A 22,384-nucleotide genomic window follows, 5' to 3' on the forward strand; every position below is an offset into this window, starting at 1 on the left:
CCCTGCCTAAGCGCTACACCGTCCGGTTCCTCAGAAAGGACCTTAACTGAACGGCATTAGCCCGCAAGGGCCCCTTTTGCAATCCGGAATCAGCCGCCGGCCCTTCCCAGGACTTCCAGGACTTCCAGGACTTACGTGCTGACGCTATGCGCCGGGTGCCGCGGCTCGGCGTCCTCCGCCTTGCCCTTCACCTGCCCTTCCTCCAGCAGGAAATCGATAAACGCACGGACCTTGGTCGGCAGGAACTTCCGGCTCGGGTAGACCACGCTGACGTCCCGCCGTGGCAACTGATACTGCGGCAACACATGGACCAGCTTGCCAGATTCGATATTCGGCCGGGCCAGGTAGGAAGACAGCATGGCCACGCCCATATTGGCCAGCGCAGCCTGGTGCGCCAGCTCGGCATTGCTGCACAGCAGGCCAGGGCGGATCGGCACGGTCACCTCGCCCTCGGGCCCGAGCAGCGTCCATTCGTGTTCGGCGTTGGGCAGCCGCATCGCGATGCAGCGATGGTGGCTCAGCTCGTGCGCATGGCGCAGCGGCGCGTGCGCGGCCACGTAGCCGGGCGATGCACACAGGATCACTTCGGCCGACAGCAGCGGGCGTGCCACAAGATGCGAGCCCAGTCCCAGGTCTGACAGCATTACGGCCACGTCGCGGCCTTCCTCGACGATGTCGACGTTGCGGTCAGACAGCAGCACGTCGAACACCACATCCGGATAGAGCTGCTGGAAGCGCGATAGCAGTTCGGGCAGCAGGTGCAGGCCGAACATCACCGGCGTCACCAGCCGCAGCGTGCCCGACAGCGACTGGCTGCGCGCGGCGACCACGCTTTCGGCCTCTTCCACATCCTCGAGGATCTGCTGGCAGCGCTGCAGGTAGGTTTCGCCGGCGTCGGTCAGCGACAGGCTGCGAGTGGTCCGGTTCAGCAGCCGGGTGCCCAGGTGGCTTTCCAGGTCGGCGACGTAGCGGGTGACCACGGCGTTGGACATTTCCAGCTGTTGCGCTGCACGCGCGAAGCTTCCCAGTTCCACCACCTTGGAAAACACACGCATCGATTGCAGGCGATCCATGACATAGTCTCCCGTTTCTGCGCTGAATCCTTACGCGTTCAGGCTGCTTTATTGTTGGAATCAGAACTAATCATTGTGGATCCTGATATTTATTGATATGAGGGAAATGCCTAATATCTGCCCATCGGATGCCGCAATGCAACAATCCTGTTTCAGCCAAAGTGCTGGCGGAGGCATCCAAGCTATAAAGAAGGCCTGAATCATGAAAAACCGCTCCGCCCTGATCGCTGTCGCCACCATCGCCGCTGCCCTGTCCGCTTCGCCGGCCTTTGCCAAGGCAGGCAAGTTCGATGTGTTCACCGACGGTGCCAAGGCGGCCAAGTACGACGTCTACACGGACGGCGCCAAGGCCGGCAAGTACGACGTGTTCGCTGACGGTGCCAAGGCTGGCAAGTTCGACACCTACACCGATGGCGCCCGCGCCGGCAAGTTCGACGCCTTTGCCGACGGCGCAAAGTACGAAACCGGTACCGATCGCGCGCCGCTGTAAGCGGCCCGTCCCTCCGGGGTCCGCTACCGCAACAAGGCTCCTGCAAGCGCGATCCGGGGCCGCTCCTCCCCAGAGCGGCCCCTTCTGTTTCTGCCTGGTCTCCAACCGGCTTTGGGAGAGAGTCAAACACCCTCTCCCGCTTTATTGGAGGAGAAGAAGCCCGCAACCGGCATGTCCGGCTGCGGGCTTCTTTGTTTCGGTGCGCGGCAGGTCGGGCGCCGCACTGAAATCGATTATGCCAGACGGCACAAATAAGAAACGGGCCCTTGCGGCCCGTTTTTGCTTCACCCCGGCAGATCAGTCGTGATCGTGGTGATGGCGATGCTTGTGCTTCTTGTGCTTGTAGTGGCCGTTGTTGTAATAACGACGGTCGTCTGCATACGAATTGCTGCGCGAGATATTGCCGCCCAGCGCCGCACCGGCACCGCCCCCCAGGCCGGCGCCAATCAGGCCGCCGGTACGGCCGCCCATGGCGTTGCCCGCCGCGGTACCCGCGCCACCGCCCAGCGCGCCGCCGATGATGGCGCCGGTGCGCTCGCGGCGGTTGGACGTCACGGCGCCGCCTGCGCCGCCACCCACCGCACCACCGATCACTGCGCCGGTGCTGCCGCCGAGCGCGCCGCCCACTGCGGCACCGGCGACGCCGCCGAGCGCGCCGCCCAGGGCGTTGTTCATGTCGCCCGCGAAGGCCGGCAGCGCGCTGGCCGCCAGGGCGAGGGCAATGGTCAGATTGCGAACGGGATGGCGAGTCATATGTCTTGTCCTTTGAATTGCCATGATGTGTCGCAAGTGTAGAGAAGGAGCCCCACGCTTGCTGTAACTACCTGTAAAGCCCTGTAACCCCCTACAGAAACGGCGTAACTGGGCAATAAAAGCGCGGTGAAAATACAACACCTAACAAAAAGACAGGCGATCATGTGATCGCCTGTCTGCTTTGTCTGCACCCGGGCCAGGGCCCGGATGCGTATTTTACCGTGTGCTCAGCAGCACTTGCCCTGCCCGCCGCCGTAGCGCGCTTCCTGGCGCTCGCGGAAGAACTCTTCGTAGCTCATCGGCGCGCGGTCCGGATGCGTGCTCTCCATGTGCGCCACATAGGTCTGGTAGTCGGGCAAGCCGACCATCAGCCGCAGCGACTGCCCGAGATAACGCCCCATCGTACCCAGTTGTTCCAGCATGGCGGGCTCCTTGTCGAGGTCAGGGTCAGGACTGGGCCGAAGCCGCGCCTGGCAGCGGCTCGAACGGCGTTTCCTTGTCGGTCGGGCGGTTCACCGCGCGGGCCTGCAGCGCGGTCTTGAAGCCATAGAACACGATCGACAGCACCACCACCATGAACAGCGCGCACAGGCCGGCGTCCAGGTAGTCGTTGAAGACGATGCGGTGCATCTGCTCCATCGACTTGGCCGGGGCCAGCACCTTGCCTTCGGCAATGGCGGCGCTGAACTTGGCGGCGTGGGTCAGGAAACTGACCTTCGGGTCGGCGTGGAACAGCTTCTGCCAGCCGGCAGTCAGCGTGCAGATCAGCAGCCAGACGGTCGGCACCAGCGTGACCCAGGCGTACTGGCCGCGCTTCATCTTGACCAGCACGCAGGTACCCAGCACCAGCGCCACCGCGGCCAGCATCTGGTTGGAGATGCCGAACAGCGGCCACAGGGTGTTGATGCCGCCCAGCGGATCGACCACGCCCTGGTACAGGAAGTAGCCCCAGGCCGCCACGCACAGCCCGGTGGCGATCAGGTTGGCGGGCAGCGAGTCGGTCTTGCGCATCGACGGGATAAAGCTGCCCAGCAGGTCCTGCAGCATGAAGCGGCCGGCACGGGTGCCCGCGTCGACGGCGGTCAGGATGAACAGTGCCTCGAACAGGATCGCGAAGTGGTACCAGAACGCCATCATGGCCTGGCCGCCCACCACCTGGTGCAGGATGTGCGCGATGCCCACGGCCAGCGTCGGCGCGCCGCCGGCGCGCGAGATGATGGTGTTCTCGCCGACGTCCTTGGCGGTCTGCACCAGCACGTCAGGCGTGATCACGAAGCCCCAGGTCGAGACCGCCTGCGCCACCGCTTCCGGCGTGGTGCCGATCACGGCCGCGGGGCTGTTCATGGCGAAGTACACGCCCGGCTCGATCACCGCGGCGGCCACCAGCGCCATGATGGCGACGAAGGACTCGGCCAGCATCGCGCCGTAGCCGATGAAGCGCGCGTGGGTCTCGTTCTCCAGCAGCTTGGGCGTGGTGCCCGACGAGATCAGCGCATGGAAGCCCGACACCGCGCCGCAGGCGATGGTGATGAACAGGAACGGGAACAGGTTGCCCGACCACACCGGGCCGCCGCCCTCGGCGAACTGCGTGAAGGCCGGCATCTTCAGCTCCGGCGCCACGATCACGATGCCCACCGCCAGCGCGATGATGGTGCCGATCTTCAGGAAGGTCGACAGGTAGTCGCGCGGGGCCAGCAGCAGCCACACCGGCAGCACGGCGGCGATGAAGCCGTAAATGATCAGCATCCAGGTCAGCGCCTTGCCGTCGTAGGTGAACAGCGGGGCCAGCGTCGCGCTTTCATGCACGTACTGGCCGCCGATGATCGCCATCATCAGCAGCACGAAGCCGATCACGGATACTTCGCCGATGCGGCCCGGACGGATGTAGCGGGTGTAGATGCCCATGAAGATGGCGATGGGGATGGTCACCGCCACGGTGAAGGTGCCCCACGGCGAATCGGCCAGCGCCTTCACCACGATCAGCGCCAGCACCGCCAGGATGATGATCATGATCATGAAGCAGCCGAACAGCGCGATCAGGCCCGGCACCGTGCCCATTTCGGACTTGACCAGGTCGCCCAGCGAGCGGCCGTCGCGGCGCGTGGAGATGAACAGCACCATGAAGTCCTGCACCGCGCCGGCGAACACCACGCCGGCCAGCAGCCACAGCATGCCGGGCATGTAGCCCATCTGCGCGGCGAGCACCGGGCCGACCAGCGGGCCGGCCCCGGCGATCGCGGCGAAGTGGTGGCCGAACAGAACCGCCTTGTTGGTCGGCACGTAGTCCAGGCCGTCGTTATGGCGCCAGGCCGGCGTCATGCGTTTCGGGTCGAGCTGCATCACCTTGTCGGCGATAAAGCGGCTGTAGTAGCGGTAGGCGATCAGGTAGATGCAGAGCGCGGCGACCACGATCCACAGTGCGCTGACGGCCTCGCCGCGCGCCAGCGCGACGGTGCCGAAGGCAAACGCGCCGAGCACGGCGACGGCCAGCCACACCAGGTGTTCTCCGATGCGATTCATAGTGAAGGTCTCCTCAGACCGGGATTTGGAAAGCCTGCGGCGGCGAAGGACTGGTAACTGGCAACGGGCTGGGTCGGCGGCGGGCGCGACTGGGCGGGCAGCTGGGCAATCCGGCGGTGAAGGTGTCTCCTGGGATCTGGCTGCTGCTCGCCCGGTTCGTGTCGTTTCCGGATCTCGTCTTGCAGGCAGGCGGTGCACCATCCGGATAGGCCGGTGCACCAGCTGCGTGGATACGCGCGCCTTGTTGGGGCGGCCTGCGCATCCGGCGTGTAGTATTGACACCCGCCAAACCCCGCACAAGCGCGTAACTACGCAGCACTTCTGCGTAGTACTACGCAAATCGACGGTGGCATGCCGCCTGCGCGGCATCGGTGTTTACCCCCAGTCCTGTATGAAACTCCGCCAGAAGATCCTGTTGCTCGCGGTGGCGCCCCTTGCGGTGGCCATGCTGGGCATCGCGCTTGCCGTGCGCTACCAGGCGACCCAGCTCGCGCAGCATGAGCGCGCGCTGGTCGAAGCCGCTTACCTGCAAAGCAAGGAAATGGAGCTGCGCCACTACGTAGAACTGGCGCAGAGCGCGATCGCGCCGATGGTGCGGTCGGGCCGCACTGATCTGGCCACGCGCCAGGCGGCAATGGAGGCGCTGGCCCGGCTCGACTACGGGCCGGACGGCTATTTCTTCCTGTACGACCTGCAGGGCCGCAACCTGATGCACCCGCGCCAACCCGAGCTGGTCGGCCAGGACTTGTGGACCATGCGCGACCCGCAGGGATCGCTCACCATCCAGCAGCTGATCGCGGCGGCCAGGGGCGGAGGCGGCGCGGTGCGGTACCTGTGGAAAAAGCCGTCATCGCAGCAACTGGTACCCAAGCTCGGCTACGTGGTGTCGGTGCCCGAATGGGGCTGGATGCTCGGCACCGGCATCTACCTGGACGACGTGGAAAGCACGCTGCGCCAGCTCGATGCCCGTGCCGAGACCGATATCCGGGAGACCATGGCCTGGATCGGCGTGATCGCCGCGATCAGCATCCTGCTGGTAGCGGCCAGCGGCCTCGCGCTCAATGTCAGCGAGCATCGCGAGGCCGATGCCAAGCTGCGCCAGCTTGCGCAGCGGGTGGTGCAGTCGCAGGAGGAGGAGCGGGCACGGCTGTCGCGCGAACTGCACGACGGCATCAGCCAGTTGCTGGTGTCGGTCAAGCTGGTGCTGGAAACCGCTACCAACCGGCTGCGGCTGGCTCCGACCGAAGGCGCCGCGGTGGCGCCGGTGCTGGGCATGGCGCTGAACCGGCTCGACACGGTTTTCAATGAAGTGCGGCGGGTGGCGCGCAATTTGCGGCCGGCATTGCTGGACGACCTCGGTCTCTTTGCCGCGCTCCAGCACCTGGCGCGCGAGATGCAGGGCGGCAGCCGGCTGCAGATCTCGGTGATTCAGTCAGGTACCCCGCGCGAGTTGCCCGACGAGCAGGCCACCGCGCTGTTCCGCATCGCCCAGGAGGCGCTGACCAACGTGGAACGCCACGCAAACGCCCGGCACGTCAGCGTGTCGCTGGCATTCGACGCCGACGCCACCCGGCTCACGGTGCGCGACGACGGCGCCGGTTTCGACGTGCCGAGCATGCAGCGCGATCCCCGGCGCGGCATCGGCCTGCGCAACCTGGGCGAGCGCATCGCCGCGTTGTGCGGGCAGTTCGATATTGTTTCCGGCACCGGCGGCACCGAGCTGGTGGCGTCGCTGCCCCTGGCGAAGCCTGCGCCAAAGCCCGCAGCCGTTTCGCATGATCCTGTTTCCGCCGGACCTTCGCAGTCATGACACGTTCCCCTGAATCGAGCCACACCGGCGCACCGGCGCGCGTATTGCTGATCGACGATCACGCGCTGGTGCGCGACGGCATGCGCATGCACCTGGCGCTGCAGCCGGGGCTGCGCGTGGTCGGCGAGGCCGATGGCGGCGAGGCGGCGCTCGCGTGGCTGGACCGTGCCGGCGAGGCCGACCTGCCGGACCTGGTGATCACCGATATCGGCATGCGCGGCATGGGCGGCATTGCGCTGGCGGCCGCGCTCCATGACCGGTATCCGGAGCTGGCGGTACTGATCGTGTCGATGCACGACAACCTGGAGTATGTGCGGCAGGCAGTGCGGGCGGGGGCGCGGGGCTATGTGCTGAAGGATGCGCCGGCCGATGAGCTGATGGCGGCGATCCAGTCGGTGCTGGCGGGGCGGGTGTTCTACAGTGCCCGCATCGCGCGCGGCATGGCCGAGCAGAGCCCGGGACCGCTGGATGCGCTGACCCGGCGCGAGCGCGACATCCTGGGCTGCATCGGGCGCGGGATGGCCAACAAGGAGATTGCGGCGCAACTGGGCGTATCGGTGCGGACGGTCGAAACACACCGGCTCAACCTGAAACGCAAGCTGGGGATCGAAGGGCGCTCGGGGTTGGTGAAGTATGCGGTGGAGACGCTGGGGGATAGCGAGGGGGGCTGACAGGCCCCCAGGACGCCGAAAAGGAGTGCGGTTCTGGGTGCTCCCAGGCCGCCCGAACTCGCCTTGGCAAGGTGTTCTCCCTCTCCCCTCACGGACCTCACGGGGAGAGGGGAGCAAACCGGCAGCGGCTTAGCCCTCCAGCCGCTTGCCCAGCGCCGCGCGCGTTTCCGCCAGCGCCTGCGGCAGGCGATGATTCAGCTGCGTGAACAGCGCATCATGCAGCGCCAGTTCCTCCCGCCAGGCATCGCGATCAATCGAGGTCACCTGCGCAAATTGCGCCGGGGAGAACTCCACCCCATTCCAGTTCAGATCCTCATATCGCGGCGTCGTGCCAAACATGTGTTCGGCGCCCTGCCCCTTGCCTTCCACGCGATCGATCATCCACGACAGCACGCGCATGTTGTCGCCGAAGCCCGGCCACACGAAGTTGCCGTCGGCGTCCTTGCGGAACCAGTTGACGCAGTAGATCTTCGGCAGCTTCGCGCCCGCGACTTCCAGCTTCTGGCCCAGTGCCAGCCAGTGGCCGAAGTAGTCGCTCATGTTGTAGCCGCAGAACGGCAGCATGGCGAACGGGTCGCGGCGCACCACGCCTTGCTGGCCAGCGGCCGCGGCGGTGGTTTCCGAACCCATGGTGGCGGCCATGTACACGCCTTCGGTCCAGTTGCGGGCCTCGGTCACCAGCGGCACGGTGGTCGAGCGGCGGCCGCCGAAGATGAACGCATCAATGGGTACGCCGGCCGGGTTGTCCCAGCTCTCGTCGATCGACGGGCACTGCGACGCCGGCGCGGTGAAGCGCGAGTTCGGGTGGGCAGCCTTGGCGCCGGTCTCCCTGGCGATTTCCGGGGTCCAGTCCTTGCCCTGCCAGTCGATCAGGTGAGCCGGCGCTTCTTTGGTCATGCCTTCCCACCACACGTCGCCGTCGTCGGTCAGCGCCACGTTGGTGAAGATGACGTTCTCCTTCAGCGTCGCCATCGCGTTGTAGTTGGTCTTCTCGCTGGTGCCCGGGGCCACGCCGAAGAAGCCGGCTTCCGGGTTGATCGCGTACAGGCGGCCATCCTGGCCCGGCTTGATCCAGGCGATGTCGTCGCCGATGGTGGTGACCTTCCAGCCCTCGAAGCCCTTGGGCGGAATCAGCATGGCGAAGTTGGTCTTGCCGCAGGCCGACGGGAACGCCGCGGCCACGTGGTACTTCTTGCCCTCGGGCGAGGTTACGCCCAGGATCAGCATGTGCTCGGCGAGCCAGCCTTCATCGCGGCCCATGGTCGACGCAATGCGCAGCGCAAAACACTTTTTGCCCAGCAGCGCGTTGCCGCCGTAGCCCGAGCCGAACGACCAGATCTCGCGCGTTTCCGGGAAATGGACGATGTACTTGGTCGGGTTGCACGGCCACGGCACGTCCTTCTCGCCGGCGGCGAGCGGCTTGCCGACGGTGTGCACGCACGGCACGAACTCGCCGTCGGTGCCCAGCACGTCATACACGGCCCGGCCCATGCGCGTCATGATGCGCATATTGACCGCCACATACGGCGAATCGGACAGTTCCACGCCGATATGGGCGATCGGCGAGCCCAGCGGGCCCATCGAGAACGGCACCACGTACAGCGTGCGGCCGCGCATGCAGCCTTCGAACAGGCCATTCAGCGTCTGGCGCATCTCGGCCGGGGCGGTCCAGTTGTTGGTGGGGCCGGCGTCTTCCTGCCGTTCCGAGCAGATAAAGGTGCGGTCTTCAACGCGGGCCACGTCCGACGGATCCGACAGCGCCAGGAACGAGTTCTTGCGCTTGGCCGGGTTCAGCCGCTTCATGGTGCCGGCGGCGACCATCTGCTCGCACAGGCGGTCATATTCTTCCTGCGAGCCGTCGCACCAGTAGATATTGTCGGGCTTGGTCAGCGCGGCGATTCCGGCGACCCAGGCAACCAGCTTGGGGTGCTTGACCCAGGCCGGGGCATTCACTGGCGCCGTGCCTTGCATCGAGGGGTGGTTCATACTGCAACTCCAGGTTTGTAAAGGGAAGGAAGGGAAGGAAACCTTGCAAAGCCTGGCCGGCGGGCGGTTGGTCCGTTGCTCGCGCGGGGGACGGAATCGCGGGATCGCGGCATGGGAGATGGCCCTGTCCCGATCGTCACATCCCGTTACAACTCCGCGGCGGCCCGTGTTGTGCAAAAGGTCGCGGCGGTCCCTGCGGCTGCGCTACAGTTGCGCTTCGCCCGCGCAGGGGTATCTGCGCGCGCCGGGCGGGCTTTGTCCGGCGGCAACCGCGTGTCGGGAGCAAGGCTCGACCGACAATCCGCGGCGGCACCGGAGCGGGCAAGGATACCACTGGCGCACCCCCCTGTTTTTTGCTGCGCAACAATTGACGCCGTTGTTTCGCAAGAGATGTTCCACCTCGCGGCGGGCCGGCATGCTGGCGCCGACGCTGGGTTATCCACAATACTGTTGGGCGGCGCGCGGCTCGGTTGCCGCGCGCACCAACCGGCACAAGCGCCGGAAGACAAACCAGAGTTGCCGATGAAGATTGCCGTACTCGACGATTACCAGGACGCCGTGCGCAAGCTGCCGTGCTTCAGCCTGCTGGAGGGACACGACGTCAAGGTGTTCAACAACACCGTCAAGGGCGTGGGCCAGCTGGCAGCGCGCCTGTCGGACGTGGAAGCCGTGGTGCTGATCCGCGAACGCACCCGTATCACCCGGCAACTGCTGGAAAAACTGCCGAAACTGAAGCTGATCAGCCAGACCGGCAAGGTCGGCGCCGGTCCGGGCAGCCATATCGACCTGGATGCCGCCACCGACCGCGGCGTGGCGGTGCTGGAAGGCGTCGGCTCGCCGGTGGCGCCGGCCGAGCTGACCTGGGCGCTGATCATGGCCGCGCAGCGGCGCATTCCGCAGTACGTGGCCAGCCTCAAGCACGGCGCGTGGCAGCAATCGGGGCTGAAATCGACCACCATGCCGCCCAACTTCGGGCTGGGCCAGATGCTGCGCGGCCAGACCCTGGGCATCTGGGGCTACGGCAAGATCGGCCGCCTGCTGGCCGGCTATGGCAAGGCCTTCGGCATGCGGGTGATGGTGTGGGGCCGCGAGGCCTCGCTGGAGGCCGCGCGCGCCGACGGGCTGGACGTGGCCGCCTCCAAGGACCAGTTTTTTGCCGACAGCGACGTTTTGTCGCTGCACCTGCGGCTGAACGACGACACCCGCGGCATCGTCAAGCTGACCGACCTGACGCGGATGAAGCCCACCGCGCTGTTCGTCAACACCAGCCGCGCCGAGCTGCTGGAAGAGAACGCGCTGGTCACCGCGCTTAACCGCGGCCGCCCGGGCATGGCGGCGGTCGACGTGTTCGAATCCGAGCCGATCCTGCAGGGGCACGCGCTGCTGCGCATGGAGAACTGCATCTGCACGCCGCACCTGGGCTATGTCGAGCGCGACAGCTATGAGCTGTACTTCCGCACGGCTTTCCAGAACATCCTGGACGTGCTGGGCGGCAATCACGGCTGCATCGTCAATCCCAAGGCGTTGACACCGGCGCTGTCGCGCTGAGGCGTTACGGTAGCTGCCGGGGCGGGTCGGCGCTGGCATTCCGCCTCGCGTCACTTCGTAGAGGCTCCCCCACCCCTCTCCCACTTCGCGGGAGCGAGCGCGGCAGAGGGGAGCCTGGTTCACATGGCGTGGGCTATGGCCAGGGCGGATTGCGCTGTCAACGCGAATCCGCCAATCCCGCTACACTCGGGACTTCCCTAACCGCCGGCCGCAACGGCCATGGCGGCAGCCCCGACAACAACAAGCGCCCGCGCGCACCCCCTCTTCCCAAGGCCGGCATGGATCCCAGGCTCGTGACGCTCTGCGTCGGCAATTTCGTCATCGGCACCGGCGCGATGATCGTGACCGGCATGTTGAACGATATTGCCGGGGATTTCGGGCTGGGCGCGGCCAGTGCCGGGCAGCTGATTTCAGTATTCGCGCTGGCCACCTGCGTGGGCGCGCCGCTGTTTGCCACGCTGGGTTCGCGCATCGACCGCCGCTTGCTGCTGGCGGGGTCGCTGCTGGTCTATGCGGTGATGCACCTGGCGGCCGCCTTTGCGCCCAGCTTCGCGGCGCTGATGGTGATCCGCTTCCTGACGGCGATCGGCGCCGCCATCTACACACCGCAGACCGCGGCGACGCTGCCGCTGCTGGTCAATGCGCAGACGCGCGGCCGTGCCATCAGCTTTGTCTTCCTGGGCTGGAGCGTCGCCAGCGTGGTGGGCGTGCCACTGGGCACCTGGATCTCGACCACGCTGGGCTGGCGCGTCAGCATGGGCCTGGTGGGCGCACTGGCGCTGCTGGTGTCGGCGGCGGTCTGGCGGGCGCTGCCGCGCGGGCTGTACGTGGAGCCGGTGGGGCGCGAGGCCTGGGCCGCGGTGCTGCGCCACAAGCCGGTCATGCTGGTGGTGCTGACCACCATGGTGTCGTCGGCCGGCATGTTCACCATGTTTACCTATGTCGCGCCGCTGATGCGCGATGTCTACGGCATCAGCGGCGGCGCGCTCAGCCTGATGTTCCTGGCCTATGGCGCCTGCGGCGTGTTCGGCAATGCGCTGGCGGCGTCGCGCATGGATCGCGTCACCCCGAGCCGGATCGTGCAGGTGGCCCTGCTGACCTCGGTGACCGCCATGGTGCTGTGGCCGCTGGCGGGCCTGGGCGGCGTGGCGCTGGTGCTGCTGTTCATGCTGTGGGGGCTGGGCGGGTTTGCCACCAACAGCGCGCAGCAGGCGCGGCTGGTCTTGCTGGCGCCGGAGCGCGCCTCGGCCTCGATCTCGCTGAACTCTTCGTCGATCTACCTCGGGCAGGCTGCAGGCGCGATGGCCGGCGCCGGCATCTATACCCTGGCCGGGGTCGATTCGCTGCACTGGGGCGCCGCGGCGCTGATGCTGGCGGCGCTGGCGGTGTCGCAGCGCGCCCGTTCGCTGGGCTGCCAGTGGCAGCGCCCGCAGGCTCCGCAGCAGGCTCCCAACGCCGGCTGAAACCAAGGCCCGGGGGCGTCCTGTCCCCGGGAGCGACCTGCCTCGCCGTGCACGCGGCGTCTTGTGAGGCACCGCACGAAGCACTTGTCCACAGTGTTATCCGCCCCCTTATCCTCAGGGATATCCGCAGCTTATCCACATCTCCATCCACAACCACAAGCGGGGGCGCACGTGAGCGATTCCGGACGCTGGCAAGGCAATGCACGCGTGCTGGCCGTGAGCCTTGGCAAGGCGATCCCGCTGGTCGTGGCCGGCGCAGGCACCGAGGCGGTGGTGCTGTCCGGCATCCGCAAGCATCCCGTCAGCACCCTGCTGCACCCGCTCTCGGTGCAGGTGCGGCCGCTGGGCATGGCCGGCGACGAGCAGGCCGACCTGACCGTCCACGGCGGCCGGGACAAGGCGGTCTACGCCTATCCGTCCGAGCACTACCCCTGGTGGAATGCGCGCCGGCGCGCTTGCGGGCAACCTGAATCGGCACAGCCGCTGCCGTTCGGCGCTCTGGGCGAGAACCTGAGCCTGGAAGGCCTGCTGGAGTCCGACCTGTGGATCGGCGACCTGGTGCGCGCCGGGACGGCGCTGCTGCGGGTGGAGGCGCCGCGCCGGCCCTGCTACAAGTTCAATGCCGCGCTCGGCTACCGCCACGCGGTGCGCGACATGGTGCAGAGCGGGTATTCGGGCGTCTACCTGAGCGTGCTGGTGACCGGCCAGGTTCGCGCCGGCGACGCCATCATTGTGCAGCCGGGGCCACGCGAACTGTCGATCGACAGCGTCAACCAGTGGCGTCGTGACAGCCGGCGGCAGCTTTTCTGATAATGTTTGTCTAACGATACAAGCGCCTCGCCAACTTCATTTCCGGTTTCCTCCGTGGTCCGGAGGGCGCTTGCCGGCGCCCGTCTTCCCGATACCGCCTTACACCCCTGTAACGGACTGTAATACGCGACGCTGGCTCCGGCCGGCGAAGCGCGGTACTAGTAGAGTCTTTGCGCAGCACGCGCCGGCGACATTCGATCACAACAAGCCGGCGCGGATCACGGGGAGTAGCGCAAGACGCGGTGCAGAGGGTCCACACAACATGAAAACTGACAGGATCGACCAGCCCAAGGGGTTCGTCGACAGCAACTGGAGTGCGGCCGCGGGAACCGGGCGCGGCCGGGTTTCGCCGTGGGTACTGGTCTTGGCAGTGCTGGTGCTGGGCGGGCTGGGCTGGTTTGCCTGGCGCACGTGGCTGGCGCCCAAGCCGGCGCCCAAGCCGCCCGCCGCGGCGGTGGTCACCACCGCGCTGGTGCAGCAGGGTGACGTGCCGCTGCAGGTCACGGCCAACGGCAATGTCACCGCGCTGTCCACGGTCGAGGTGCGGCCGCAGGTGTCCAGCACGGTGCGCACGGTCCATATCAAGGAAGGCCAGACGGTCAAGCCGGGCGACCTGCTGTTCTCGCTCGACACGCGCATGGACGAGGCCAACCTGGCCAAGGCCCAGGCGCAGCTGCTGAAGGACCAGGCCGACCTGGCCGACGCCCGCCGCACGCTGGCGCGCAGCAAGGAACTGCTCGAGCGCAACTTCATTTCCAGGAGCGCAGTCGATACCGCGCAGGCCAGGGTCGATGGCTCCGAAGCCACCGTGCGCGCCGACCAGGCCGCCATCGAGGCCAGCCGCGTGGCGATCAGCTATGGCTCGATCCGCGCCACCATCAGTGGCCGCACCGGCGTGATCAACGCCTTCCCGGGCTCGCTGGTGCTGCCTACCGGCGCCGTGCCGATGGTCACCATCGCGCAGGTGCAGCCGATCGCAGTGACCTTCAGCCTGCCCGAGCGCCAGCTGGCGGCGCTGCGCGAGGCGCTGCAGGCCGGCCCGGTACAGGTCATCGCCCAGCCCAACGACGGCAGCAAGACCCCGGTGACCGGCAAGATCACCTTCGTGGACAACACGGTCGATCCGCAGTACGGCACCATTCGCGTCAAGGCCCAGTTCGGCAACGAAGAGCAGCGGCTGTGGCCGGGCACCTACGCCAACGTCAGCGCGGTGGTGCAGACGCTCAAGGGCGCGCTGTCGGTGCCGCCGCAGGCGGTGGTGACCGGCCCCGAAGGCCGCTTTGTCTACGTGGTGCAGCCCGACAGCAAGGTCGCGCGCGTGCCGGTGCAGGTGATCACCACCACCGCCGCCGCGGCCGTGGTGGAAGGCGTGCAGCCCGGCGCCCGCGTGGTGGTGGAAGGCACGCAGAACCTGCGCCCGGGCGCGCTGGTGCGCGAGGCGCCGGCCGGCGCCGCCTCCGGTGCGGCCGCCGCGCGGCCAGCCAGTGCCGCGAACGTTGCCGCCAATGCCGCCAATGCCGCCGCGGGGCACTGAGCCATGACGCTGTCCGAACTCTGCATCCGCCGTCCGGTGATGACGGTGCTGCTGTGCCTGGCCGTGGTCGTCACCGGCATCGTGCTGTACCCGACCATCCCGATCGCCGCGCTACCCAGCTTCAACTCGCCGGTGATCCAGGTCACCGCGACGCTGCCGGGCGCGAGCCCGGAAACCATGGCGGCTTCGGTGGCGACGCAGCTGGAAAAGCAGTTCGCCACCATCCCCGGTGTGTCGGTGATCAGCTCGTCGAACACGCTCGGCAACTCCAGCATCACCATCGAATTCAACAGCGACCGCGATATCGACGACGCGGCCGTGGACGTGCAGGCGGCCCTGTTCCGCGCGCAGCGTTCGCTGCCGATCGAGATGACGACGCCGCCGTCGTACCGCAAGGTCAACCCGGCCGACGCGCCGGTGCTGCTGCTGGCGATCAACTCGCCGGCGATGAGCCTGGCGGACCTGAATGCCTTCGGCGACAACCTGATCTCGCCCACGCTGGCCACGCTGCCGGGCGTGGCGCAGGTGCAGATCTTCGGGCAGAAGCGCTTTGCCGTGCGCGTGCGCGCGCACCCGGATGCGCTGGCAGCGCGCGGCCTGACGCTGGACGAGCTGGCCACCGCGCTGAACCGCGCCAACGCCAACACCCCCGTGGGCACGCTCGACAGCGCGCGCCAGACGCTGACCATCCAGGCCAACCGGCAGATGACCAATGCGGATGCCTTCCGCAACATCATCGTCGCCAGCCAGCCCAACGGCGCGCTGGTGCGGCTGTCCGACGTGGCCGAGGTCGAGGACAGCGTCGAGACCATCAAGACCGGCAGCTGGCTTAACAACGAGCGCTCGATCGTGCTGGCCGTGCTGCGCCAGCCCGACGCCAACACCGTGGCGGTGGTCGATGCGATCCAGGCCGCCCTGCCCCGCCTGATCGGGCAGATGCCGGGCTCGGTCAACGTGGCGGTGGTCAACGACCGCTCGCGCTCGATCCGCGAATCGATCCACGACGTGCAGTTCACGCTGGCGCTGACGGTGGCGCTGGTGGTGATGGTGATCTTCCTGTTCCTGCGCCGCGCCGCCGCCACGCTGATCCCCACCGTGTCGCTGCCGATCTCGCTGATCGGCACGGTGGCGCTGATGAAGGCGTTCGGCTACAGCCTGGACAACGTCTCGCTGCTGGCCATCACGCTGGCGGTGGGGCTGGTGGTGGACGACGCCATCGTCATGCTCGAGAACATCGTGCGCCATATCGAGGAAGGCGTGCCGCCGCTGAAGGCCGCGCTGGTGGGCTCGCGCGAGATGGGCTTCACCATCCTGTCGATCTCGATCTCGCTGGTGGCGGTGTTTATCCCGATCTTCTTCATGCCCGGCGTGATCGGGCTGCTGTTCCACGAGTTCGCCGCGGTGGTGTCGCTGTCGATCCTGGTGTCGGCAGCGGTGTCGCTGACGCTGATCCCGATGCTGTGCGCGCGTTTCCTGTCGGCCGAAAACGTGCCGGTCGACGAGTCGCACCACGCTTATGGCGACCACGCGTTGGCGCAGCCTGCCGTGCCACAGAGGCAGACCATCGGCATGCGCTCCACGCAGTGGTTCGAGAACCTGTTCGAGTTCACGCTGCACCGTTATGCGCGCGGACTGGACTGGTGCCTGGCGCACCGGCGCACGGTGCTGGTGGCGGCGGGTCTGACCTTCGTGCTGACCGCGGTGCTGTTCGTCACGATCCCCAAGGGCTTCTTCCCGGAGGAAGACATCGGCCAGATCCGCGTCAATGCCGAAGGGCCGCAGGACATTTCCTTTGATGCCATGTCCGAGCGCCTGCGCGATGCGGCCGAGCGCATGCGCGCCAACCCCGCGGTCAAGAGCATCGTGGTGGCGATCGGCGGCGGCCCGTCGCCGGCCATCAACACCGGGCGCATGTTCGTCGAGCTCAAGCCGCGCGGCGAGCGCAACGCGATGCCCAAGGTGATCGAGTCGCTGCGCCGCGACGTGGCCGGCGTGCCCGGGCTGGCGGTGTATTTCGCGCCGGTGCAGAACCTGCAGCTCGGCGGGCGCCAGAGCAAGAGCCGCTACCAGTACACGCTGCAAAGCGTGAAGGCCGGCCAGCTGCAGGACTACTCCGACAAGCTGATGGCGAAGATGCGCGCCGACAGCCTGTTCCGCGATGTCACCAGCGACTCGCAGCAGTCGGGCCTGGAGGCGCACCTGTCGATCGACCGCGACAAGGCCAACGCGCTCGGCGTGCAGATGCAGGACGTGCGCACCGCGCTGTATTCGGCGTTCGGCGAGCGGCAGGTGTCGACCATCTACACGCCGATCGACAACTACTACGTGATCCTGCAGGCGGCCGACCTCGACCGCGTCGACGAGACCGCGTTCGCCAAGCTCTACGTGCGCAGCAAGACCGGCCAGATGGTGCCGCTGTCGGCGTTCGCCACCACCGAGCGCCGCGTCGGCCCGATCGCGGTCAACCACCAGGGGCAGCTGCCGTCGGTGACGGTGTCGTTCAACCTTGCGCCGGGCGCGGCGCTGGGCGACGCGTCGGCGCGCATCGACCGCTACAAGCAGGAGATCGCGATGCCGACGTCGATCTTCACCAGCTGGGGCGGCGACGCGGCGGTGTTCCAGTCATCGCAGGCCACGCAGATCGTGCTGCTGGTGGCGGCCATCGCGGTGATCTACACGCTGCTGGGCGTGCTGTACGAGAGCTACATCCACCCGCTGACCATCCTGGCGGGACTGCCGTCGGCCGCGGTCGGCGCGCTGCTGACGCTCTTTGTCTTCAATATCGAGCTGTCGCTGATCGCGGTCATCGGCGTGCTGATGCTGATCGGCATCGTCAAGAAGAACGCGATCATGATGATCGACTTCGCGCTGGCGGCGCAGCGCGAGCAAGGCATGACGCCGGCCAGGGCAATCCGGCAGGCATGCCTGCTGCGCTTCCGTCCGATCATGATGACTACCTTCGCCGCGGTGATGGGCGCGCTGCCGCTGGCGCTGGGCCTCGGCGCCGGCGCCGAGTTGCGCCAGCCGCTGGGCCTGGCGGTGGTCGGCGGGCTGCTGTTCTCTCAGGTGATTACGCTGTTCATCACGCCGGTGATCTACCTGGCGCTGGACAGGTTCTCGGGCACGGGGCCGCTGCAGATCGACTCGGAAGGCAACAAGCTGCCGGAGAAGGTGCCTGGGGAGACGGTGCGGCAGCACTGAGGGCGCTAGCCGGATCCGTGCTAACGAACGAAACAAGAAAAAGGAAGCCGCGTGATGTCATTCCGCTTGCGCGTTCCAACCATGCTGGCCGCAGCTGCCGCCTTGCTGACCGCAGGCTGTGCCGCCCCGGTTCCCTCGCCGGCTGCCGTCAGCGCCGGCTTTGCCGGCAAGCCCTACGTGCTGCTGGGCGAGGTCCATGACAATGCCGCCGGACAGCAGCAGCGGCTGGCCGCGCTGACGCGCGCGGTCGAGCAGGGCTGGCGTCCGGCCATCGCCATGGAGCAGTTCGACCGCGAACGGCAGCCCGATATCGACCGTGCCCGCAAGGAGCGGCCCAGGGATGCCGACTACCTGATCGCGCAGGCCGGCGGTGGTGCCTGGCAGTGGCCGCTGTACCGGCCGGTGGTGGCGCTGGCGCTGCAGTACGACCTGCCGCTGGTCGCGGCTAACCTGTCGCGCGCGGATGCGGGGAAGATCGTGCGCGGTGGGCTGGACGGGCTGTTCCCGGCGCACGAGCGGGAGAAGCTTGGCCTGACGGGAGAGTTGCCGCCTGACCTGGTGGCGGCGCAGACCGCTGTGCTTGACCGCGGGCACTGCGGCAATTTCCCCAAGGCAATGCTGCCCGGCATGCTGGCGGCACAGGCGGCGCGCGACGCGGTGATGGCGCGGGCGCTGCGGCCTTACGCGCAGCGCGGCGCGGTGCTGATTGCGGGCAACGGGCATGTGCGGCGCGACGTGGGGGTGCCGCGCTGGCTTACTGGCGAGGCCGGCAAGGTTGTCAGCGTGGGCTACGTGGAGAGCGCGGCGGCGGACGGCGAGTTCGACATGGCGGTGGTGGTGCCGGCGGTGGCGCGCAAGGATCCTTGCTTGCAGGCGGTGCCTGCAGGGTGAGCGCTATTGAGCTATTGCAGGCCCGCAGTCCCTGGATGCGCGGGCCCTCTCCCGCCCGTCCACATGCCAATCCCCCGCCATCCACGTAAACCCCAACCCCTTCCCACCACTTTTGACAGCCTTTTGACAGTTTCCCCCGCCTAGAATCCGCCCCATGACCGCTAACCCCGGTCTGATGTTCACCAATAATCCAAGAACAGTCCCGGCCACGCCCCGCTGCGCCCGGACAGGAGACAAGCCCGGCAGCGCCCCGTGCGCCGCCGGCAAGCCGTGTCCCAGTCCCCAGCAACGCTCAGGCTGCCGCCGGAACCCCCGGGTCGGATCGCGGCCAGCCAGTGACTGGCAAGCGATCACCGGTACAACCAAGGAGACCGCTATGCGCCGTTCGATTTCCCGTTTCGCCCATGCCGCGCTGGCATCGGCCGCCGTTGCCGCCACCGTCGTTGCCGCGCCCGCCTACGCGCTGGACAGCGTCAAGGTCATGATCGGCGCCAACCCCGGCGGCGGCTATGACCAGACCGGCCGCTCGCTGGGCGCCGCGATGATCGCAGCCGGCCAGGCCAAGACCGCTTCGTACGACAACAAGGGCGGCGCCGGCGGCACCATCGCGCTGACGCAGTTCGTCAACACCGACAAGGGCAACCCCAACGCGCTGATGGTGGTGGGTGCCGTGATGGTCGGCGCGATCGAGACCAACAAGCCGCCGGTCACGCTGAAGAACGCCACGCCGATCGCGCGCCTGTTCGCCGACACCATGGTCATCACCGTGCCGGCCAGCTCGCCGATCAAGTCGATCAAGGACCTGACCACGCAGCTCAAGGCCAACCCGGGCAGCGTCAGCTGGGGCGGCGGCTCCAAGGGTTCGATCGACCATATCCTGGCCGGCCTGGTCGCCAAGGAGAGCGGTGTCGATCCCAAGAAGATCAACTACGTGCCGTTCCAGGGCGGCGGCGAAGCCTCGGCCTCGATCATGGGCGGCCACGTGACGGTGGGCATCGCCGGCGTGTCGGAATTCCTGCCCTTCATCAAGAGCGGCAAGATGCGCGCGCTGGCCGTGACCTCCAAGGACCGCACCGCCGACATCCCGACGCTGAAGGAGCAGGGCGTCAACGTCGAGATCTACAACTGGCGCGGCGTGTATGGCGCGCCCGGCACCACGCCCGAGCAGCGCAAGGCCATGATCGATGCGGTGGTCAAGGCCACCGAGAGCAAGGCCTGGAAGGACACGCTGCAGAAGAACGACTGGACCCCGTTCCTGCTGACCGGCGATGAGTTCGGCAAGTTTGTCGACAGCGAATCGACCCGCCTGGGCGGCACGCTGCGCGAGCTGGGCGTCGCCAAGTAAAGCCCGCTGCCGCGCCAAGCCGGCGCGGCCTGTGAACCCCCCCGCGTTACCGCATCAGAAAACCGCATCAAACCGCTTTACCTGTCGTGCCTGCCAACACCGCCGGCGATCCCGGCGGCAGGAAAACGGCATGGGGCCCGGTGTCCACCTGCGATACCGAAGACAACAACCATATGTCGCCGGGCCTCATTGCCGCGCGGGCCGCAAGCTTAGCTAAGCCAGCGTCGCGGACGCCAGCCCCCTTGCTGGCGACAAAGGCCAAGGAGTCTCCATGAAACCCTCGCACGTTGCCATCGGCGTTGCCGTCCTGGCGCTTTCGCTGTTCTTCTTTCTCGGCCTGTCGGGCATTACCGGCGAAGAGGGCTATGCCGGCCTGTCGCCGCGCTTCGTGCCCACGCTGGTGGCCGTCGGGCTGGCGGTGTGCGGCGCGCTGCTGACGTGGCAGGGCGTGCGCGGCGGCTTCCACAACATGCCGGAGGAAGATGCCGAACTGCCCAGCGCGCCGCACAACTTCAAGGGCTTCCTGTGGGTGGCCGCCGGCCTGGTGCTGAACATGGCGCTGATCGGCACGCTCGGCTTCGTGTTTTCTTCCACGCTGCTGATGATGTGCGTGGCGCGCGGCTACGGCAGCCGCCGCATCGTGCGCGACCTGATCGTGGGCCTGTGCATCACGGTGCCGATGTGGGCGCTGTTTGAATTCCTGCTCGGCATCAACCTGCCGCTGCTCCCCATCGCCGGCTTATGAGCCCGCCCGTCCAGCAAGGAGTCTTCGAATGGAAACGCTGAACATGCTGATGCACGGCTTTGCCGTCGCGATTACGCCGATCAACCTGATGTGGGCGCTGGTGGGCTGCTTCCTGGGCACCGCCATCGGCGTGCTGCCGGGCATCGGCCCCGCGCTGACGGTGGCGATGCTGCTGCCGCTGACCGCCAAGGTCGAACCCACCGCCGCGCTGATCATGTTCGCCGGCATCTACTACGGCGCGATGTACGGCGGCTCGACCACGTCGATCCTGATGAACACGCCGGGCGAATCGTCCACCATGGTCACGGCCATGGAAGGCAACCTGATGGCCAAGAACGGCCGCGCCGGCCCGGCGCTGGCGACCGCGGCGATCGGCTCGTTCGTGGCCGGCACCATCGCCACCGTGATGCTGTCGCTGTTCGCGCCGGTGGCGGCCGACGTGGCGCTGCAGTTCGGCCCGGGCGAGTACTTCATGATCATGCTGCTGGCCTTCACCACGGTTTCCGCGGTGCTGGGCTCGTCGCTGCTGCGCGGCATGACGGCGCTGTTCCTGGGCCTGGGCATCGGGCTGATCGGCATGGATTCGCTGTCGGGCCAGACCCGCTACTCGATGAACGTGCAGGAGCTGTATGACGGCATCGACATCGTGGTGGTGGCCGTCGGCCTGTTCGCCGTGGGCGAGGCCCTGTTCAATGCGTTCTTCCCACAGCCGGACGGCACCTTCAACAAACTCAGCTCGGTCCACATGAACAAGTCGGACTGGAAGCGTTCGCTGCCGGCGTGGATCCGCGGCACGTTTATCGGCTTCCCGTTCGGCCTGATCCCCGCGGGCGGCGCCGAGATCCCGACCTTCCTGTCGTATGCGACCGAGAAGAAGCTGTCGGACCACAAGGAAGAGTTCGGCAAGGTCGGTGCGATCGAAGGCGTGGCCGGCCCGGAAGCCGCCAATAACTCGGCCGTGACCGCGACGCTGGCCCCGCTGCTGACGCTGGGCATCCCCACCTCGAACACCACCGCGATCCTGCTGGCCGCGTTCCAGAACTACAACCTGCAGCCGGGCCCGATGCTGTTCCAGACCTCGGGCGACCTGGTGTGGGGCCTGCTGGCGTCGCTGTATATCGGCAACGTCATGCTGCTGGTGCTGAACCTGCCGGCGATCGGCCTGTGGGTGCGCATGCTGCGCGTGCCGACGCCGCTGCTGTACGGCGGCATCCTGATCTTCGCGGGCCTGGGTGCGTACGGCATCCGCCAGTCGTGGTTCGACCTGCTGTTGCTGTTCGTGGTCGGCCTGCTCGGCATGGTGATGCGCCGCTTCGACTTCCCGACCGCGCCGGTGATCGTTGGCATGATCCTGGGACCGATGGCGGAGAAGCAGCTGCGCAATGCGCTGTCGATCGGCCAGGGCGACTGGAGCCTGTTCGTGCGCCAGCCGATCTCGGCCACCATCCTGGCGCTGACCGTGGCGGTGGTGGTGATCCCGCGCCTGCTGCGCTGGCATGCCGCGCGCGGCTCGGCGCATGCGCAGGCTGACAACGCGGCGTGAT

The 22,384-nt window shown here is 67.3% G+C and carries 17 protein-coding genes; 12 read left to right on the top strand and 5 right to left on the bottom strand.

Annotated elements, in window-relative coordinates:
* Window positions 1-131: 131 nt before the first annotated feature.
* Window positions 132-1,073 (bottom strand): LysR family transcriptional regulator, encoded by a 942-nt coding sequence (locus tag IPF36_RS07825; protein ID WP_133096599.1) that lies wholly within the window; start codon window positions 1,071-1,073, stop codon window positions 132-134.
* Between the two features lie 199 nt (window positions 1,074-1,272).
* Between IPF36_RS07825 and IPF36_RS07830 the strand changes: the two genes are divergently transcribed.
* A complete protein-coding gene (locus IPF36_RS07830; protein WP_195427770.1) occupies window positions 1,273-1,563 on the top strand; it encodes a hypothetical protein in 291 nt (96 codons plus the stop codon).
* 297 nt (window positions 1,564-1,860) lie between these two features.
* On the opposite strand, the gene IPF36_RS07835 is transcribed toward IPF36_RS07830, so the two are convergent.
* The 3 genes from IPF36_RS07835 to IPF36_RS07845 form a co-directional block, all read right to left on the bottom strand.
* Window positions 1,861-2,316 carry a hypothetical protein gene (locus IPF36_RS07835; protein WP_133096601.1) on the bottom strand — a complete coding sequence of 152 codons (456 nt, stop codon included), beginning with the start codon at window positions 2,314-2,316 and terminating at the stop codon, window positions 1,861-1,863.
* A gap of 227 nt (window positions 2,317-2,543) precedes the next feature.
* Complete coding sequence (locus tag IPF36_RS07840; RefSeq protein WP_012354346.1) at window positions 2,544-2,738, bottom strand: YbdD/YjiX family protein; 195 nt, start codon at window positions 2,736-2,738, stop codon at window positions 2,544-2,546.
* Between the two features lie 25 nt (window positions 2,739-2,763).
* Window positions 2,764-4,836: a carbon starvation CstA family protein gene (locus IPF36_RS07845; RefSeq protein WP_133096602.1), complete on the bottom strand. Its 2,073-nt coding sequence runs from the start codon at window positions 4,834-4,836 to the stop codon at window positions 2,764-2,766.
* Between the two features lie 391 nt (window positions 4,837-5,227).
* On the opposite strand from IPF36_RS07845, the gene IPF36_RS07850 reads away from it, so the two are divergent.
* Window positions 5,228-6,646, top strand: a complete 1,419-nt coding sequence (locus IPF36_RS07850) for a cache domain-containing protein (RefSeq protein WP_133096603.1) — start codon at window positions 5,228-5,230, stop codon at window positions 6,644-6,646.
* The gene (locus tag IPF36_RS07855; RefSeq protein WP_135706170.1) at window positions 6,643-7,317 is read left to right on the top strand and encodes a response regulator transcription factor; all 675 of its coding nucleotides are present in this window, start codon (window positions 6,643-6,645) and stop codon (window positions 7,315-7,317) included. The genes IPF36_RS07850 and IPF36_RS07855 overlap by 4 nt, the downstream gene beginning before the upstream one ends.
* A gap of 129 nt (window positions 7,318-7,446) precedes the next feature.
* On the opposite strand, the gene IPF36_RS07860 is transcribed toward IPF36_RS07855, so the two are convergent.
* Complete coding sequence (locus IPF36_RS07860) at window positions 7,447-9,303, bottom strand: phosphoenolpyruvate carboxykinase (GTP) (protein ID WP_135706171.1); 1,857 nt, start codon at window positions 9,301-9,303, stop codon at window positions 7,447-7,449.
* Window positions 9,304-9,825: 522 nt separating this feature from the next.
* On the opposite strand from IPF36_RS07860, the gene IPF36_RS07865 reads away from it, so the two are divergent.
* The 9 genes from IPF36_RS07865 (at window position 9,826) to IPF36_RS07905 (ending at window position 22,383) form a co-directional block, all read left to right on the top strand.
* Window positions 9,826-10,851 carry a D-2-hydroxyacid dehydrogenase family protein gene (locus tag IPF36_RS07865; RefSeq protein WP_135706172.1) on the top strand — a complete coding sequence of 342 codons (1,026 nt, stop codon included), beginning with the start codon at window positions 9,826-9,828 and terminating at the stop codon, window positions 10,849-10,851.
* 278 nt (window positions 10,852-11,129) lie between these two features.
* On the top strand, window positions 11,130-12,314 hold the full coding sequence (locus tag IPF36_RS07870) for an MFS transporter (RefSeq protein WP_133096607.1): 1,185 nt from the start codon (window positions 11,130-11,132) through the stop codon (window positions 12,312-12,314).
* 171 nt (window positions 12,315-12,485) lie between these two features.
* Window positions 12,486-13,124, top strand: coding sequence for an MOSC domain-containing protein (locus tag IPF36_RS07875; protein WP_135706173.1), 639 nt, complete (start codon window positions 12,486-12,488; stop codon window positions 13,122-13,124).
* Between the two features lie 262 nt (window positions 13,125-13,386).
* A complete protein-coding gene (locus tag IPF36_RS07880) occupies window positions 13,387-14,658 on the top strand; it encodes an efflux RND transporter periplasmic adaptor subunit (RefSeq protein ID WP_195427713.1) in 1,272 nt (423 codons plus the stop codon).
* Window positions 14,659-14,661: 3 nt separating this feature from the next.
* Window positions 14,662-17,859 (top strand): efflux RND transporter permease subunit, encoded by a 3,198-nt coding sequence (locus IPF36_RS07885; RefSeq protein ID WP_135706175.1) that lies wholly within the window; start codon window positions 14,662-14,664, stop codon window positions 17,857-17,859.
* A 54-nt stretch (window positions 17,860-17,913) separates the two neighbouring features.
* Window positions 17,914-18,750, top strand: a complete 837-nt coding sequence (locus IPF36_RS07890; protein WP_195427714.1) for a ChaN family lipoprotein — start codon at window positions 17,914-17,916, stop codon at window positions 18,748-18,750.
* Between the two features lie 376 nt (window positions 18,751-19,126).
* A complete protein-coding gene (locus IPF36_RS07895) occupies window positions 19,127-20,095 on the top strand; it encodes a tripartite tricarboxylate transporter substrate binding protein (protein WP_029046453.1) in 969 nt (322 codons plus the stop codon).
* Between the two features lie 271 nt (window positions 20,096-20,366).
* Complete coding sequence (locus IPF36_RS07900; RefSeq protein WP_195427715.1) at window positions 20,367-20,840, top strand: tripartite tricarboxylate transporter TctB family protein; 474 nt, start codon at window positions 20,367-20,369, stop codon at window positions 20,838-20,840.
* A gap of 28 nt (window positions 20,841-20,868) precedes the next feature.
* Window positions 20,869-22,383, top strand: a complete 1,515-nt coding sequence (locus IPF36_RS07905) for a tripartite tricarboxylate transporter permease (RefSeq protein WP_133096613.1) — start codon at window positions 20,869-20,871, stop codon at window positions 22,381-22,383.
* Window position 22,384 lies beyond the last annotated feature (1 nt).

This window comes from Cupriavidus sp. IK-TO18, from assembly GCF_015549295.1.
GTDB classification, from domain to species: Bacteria; Pseudomonadota; Gammaproteobacteria; order Burkholderiales; family Burkholderiaceae; genus Cupriavidus; species Cupriavidus oxalaticus_A.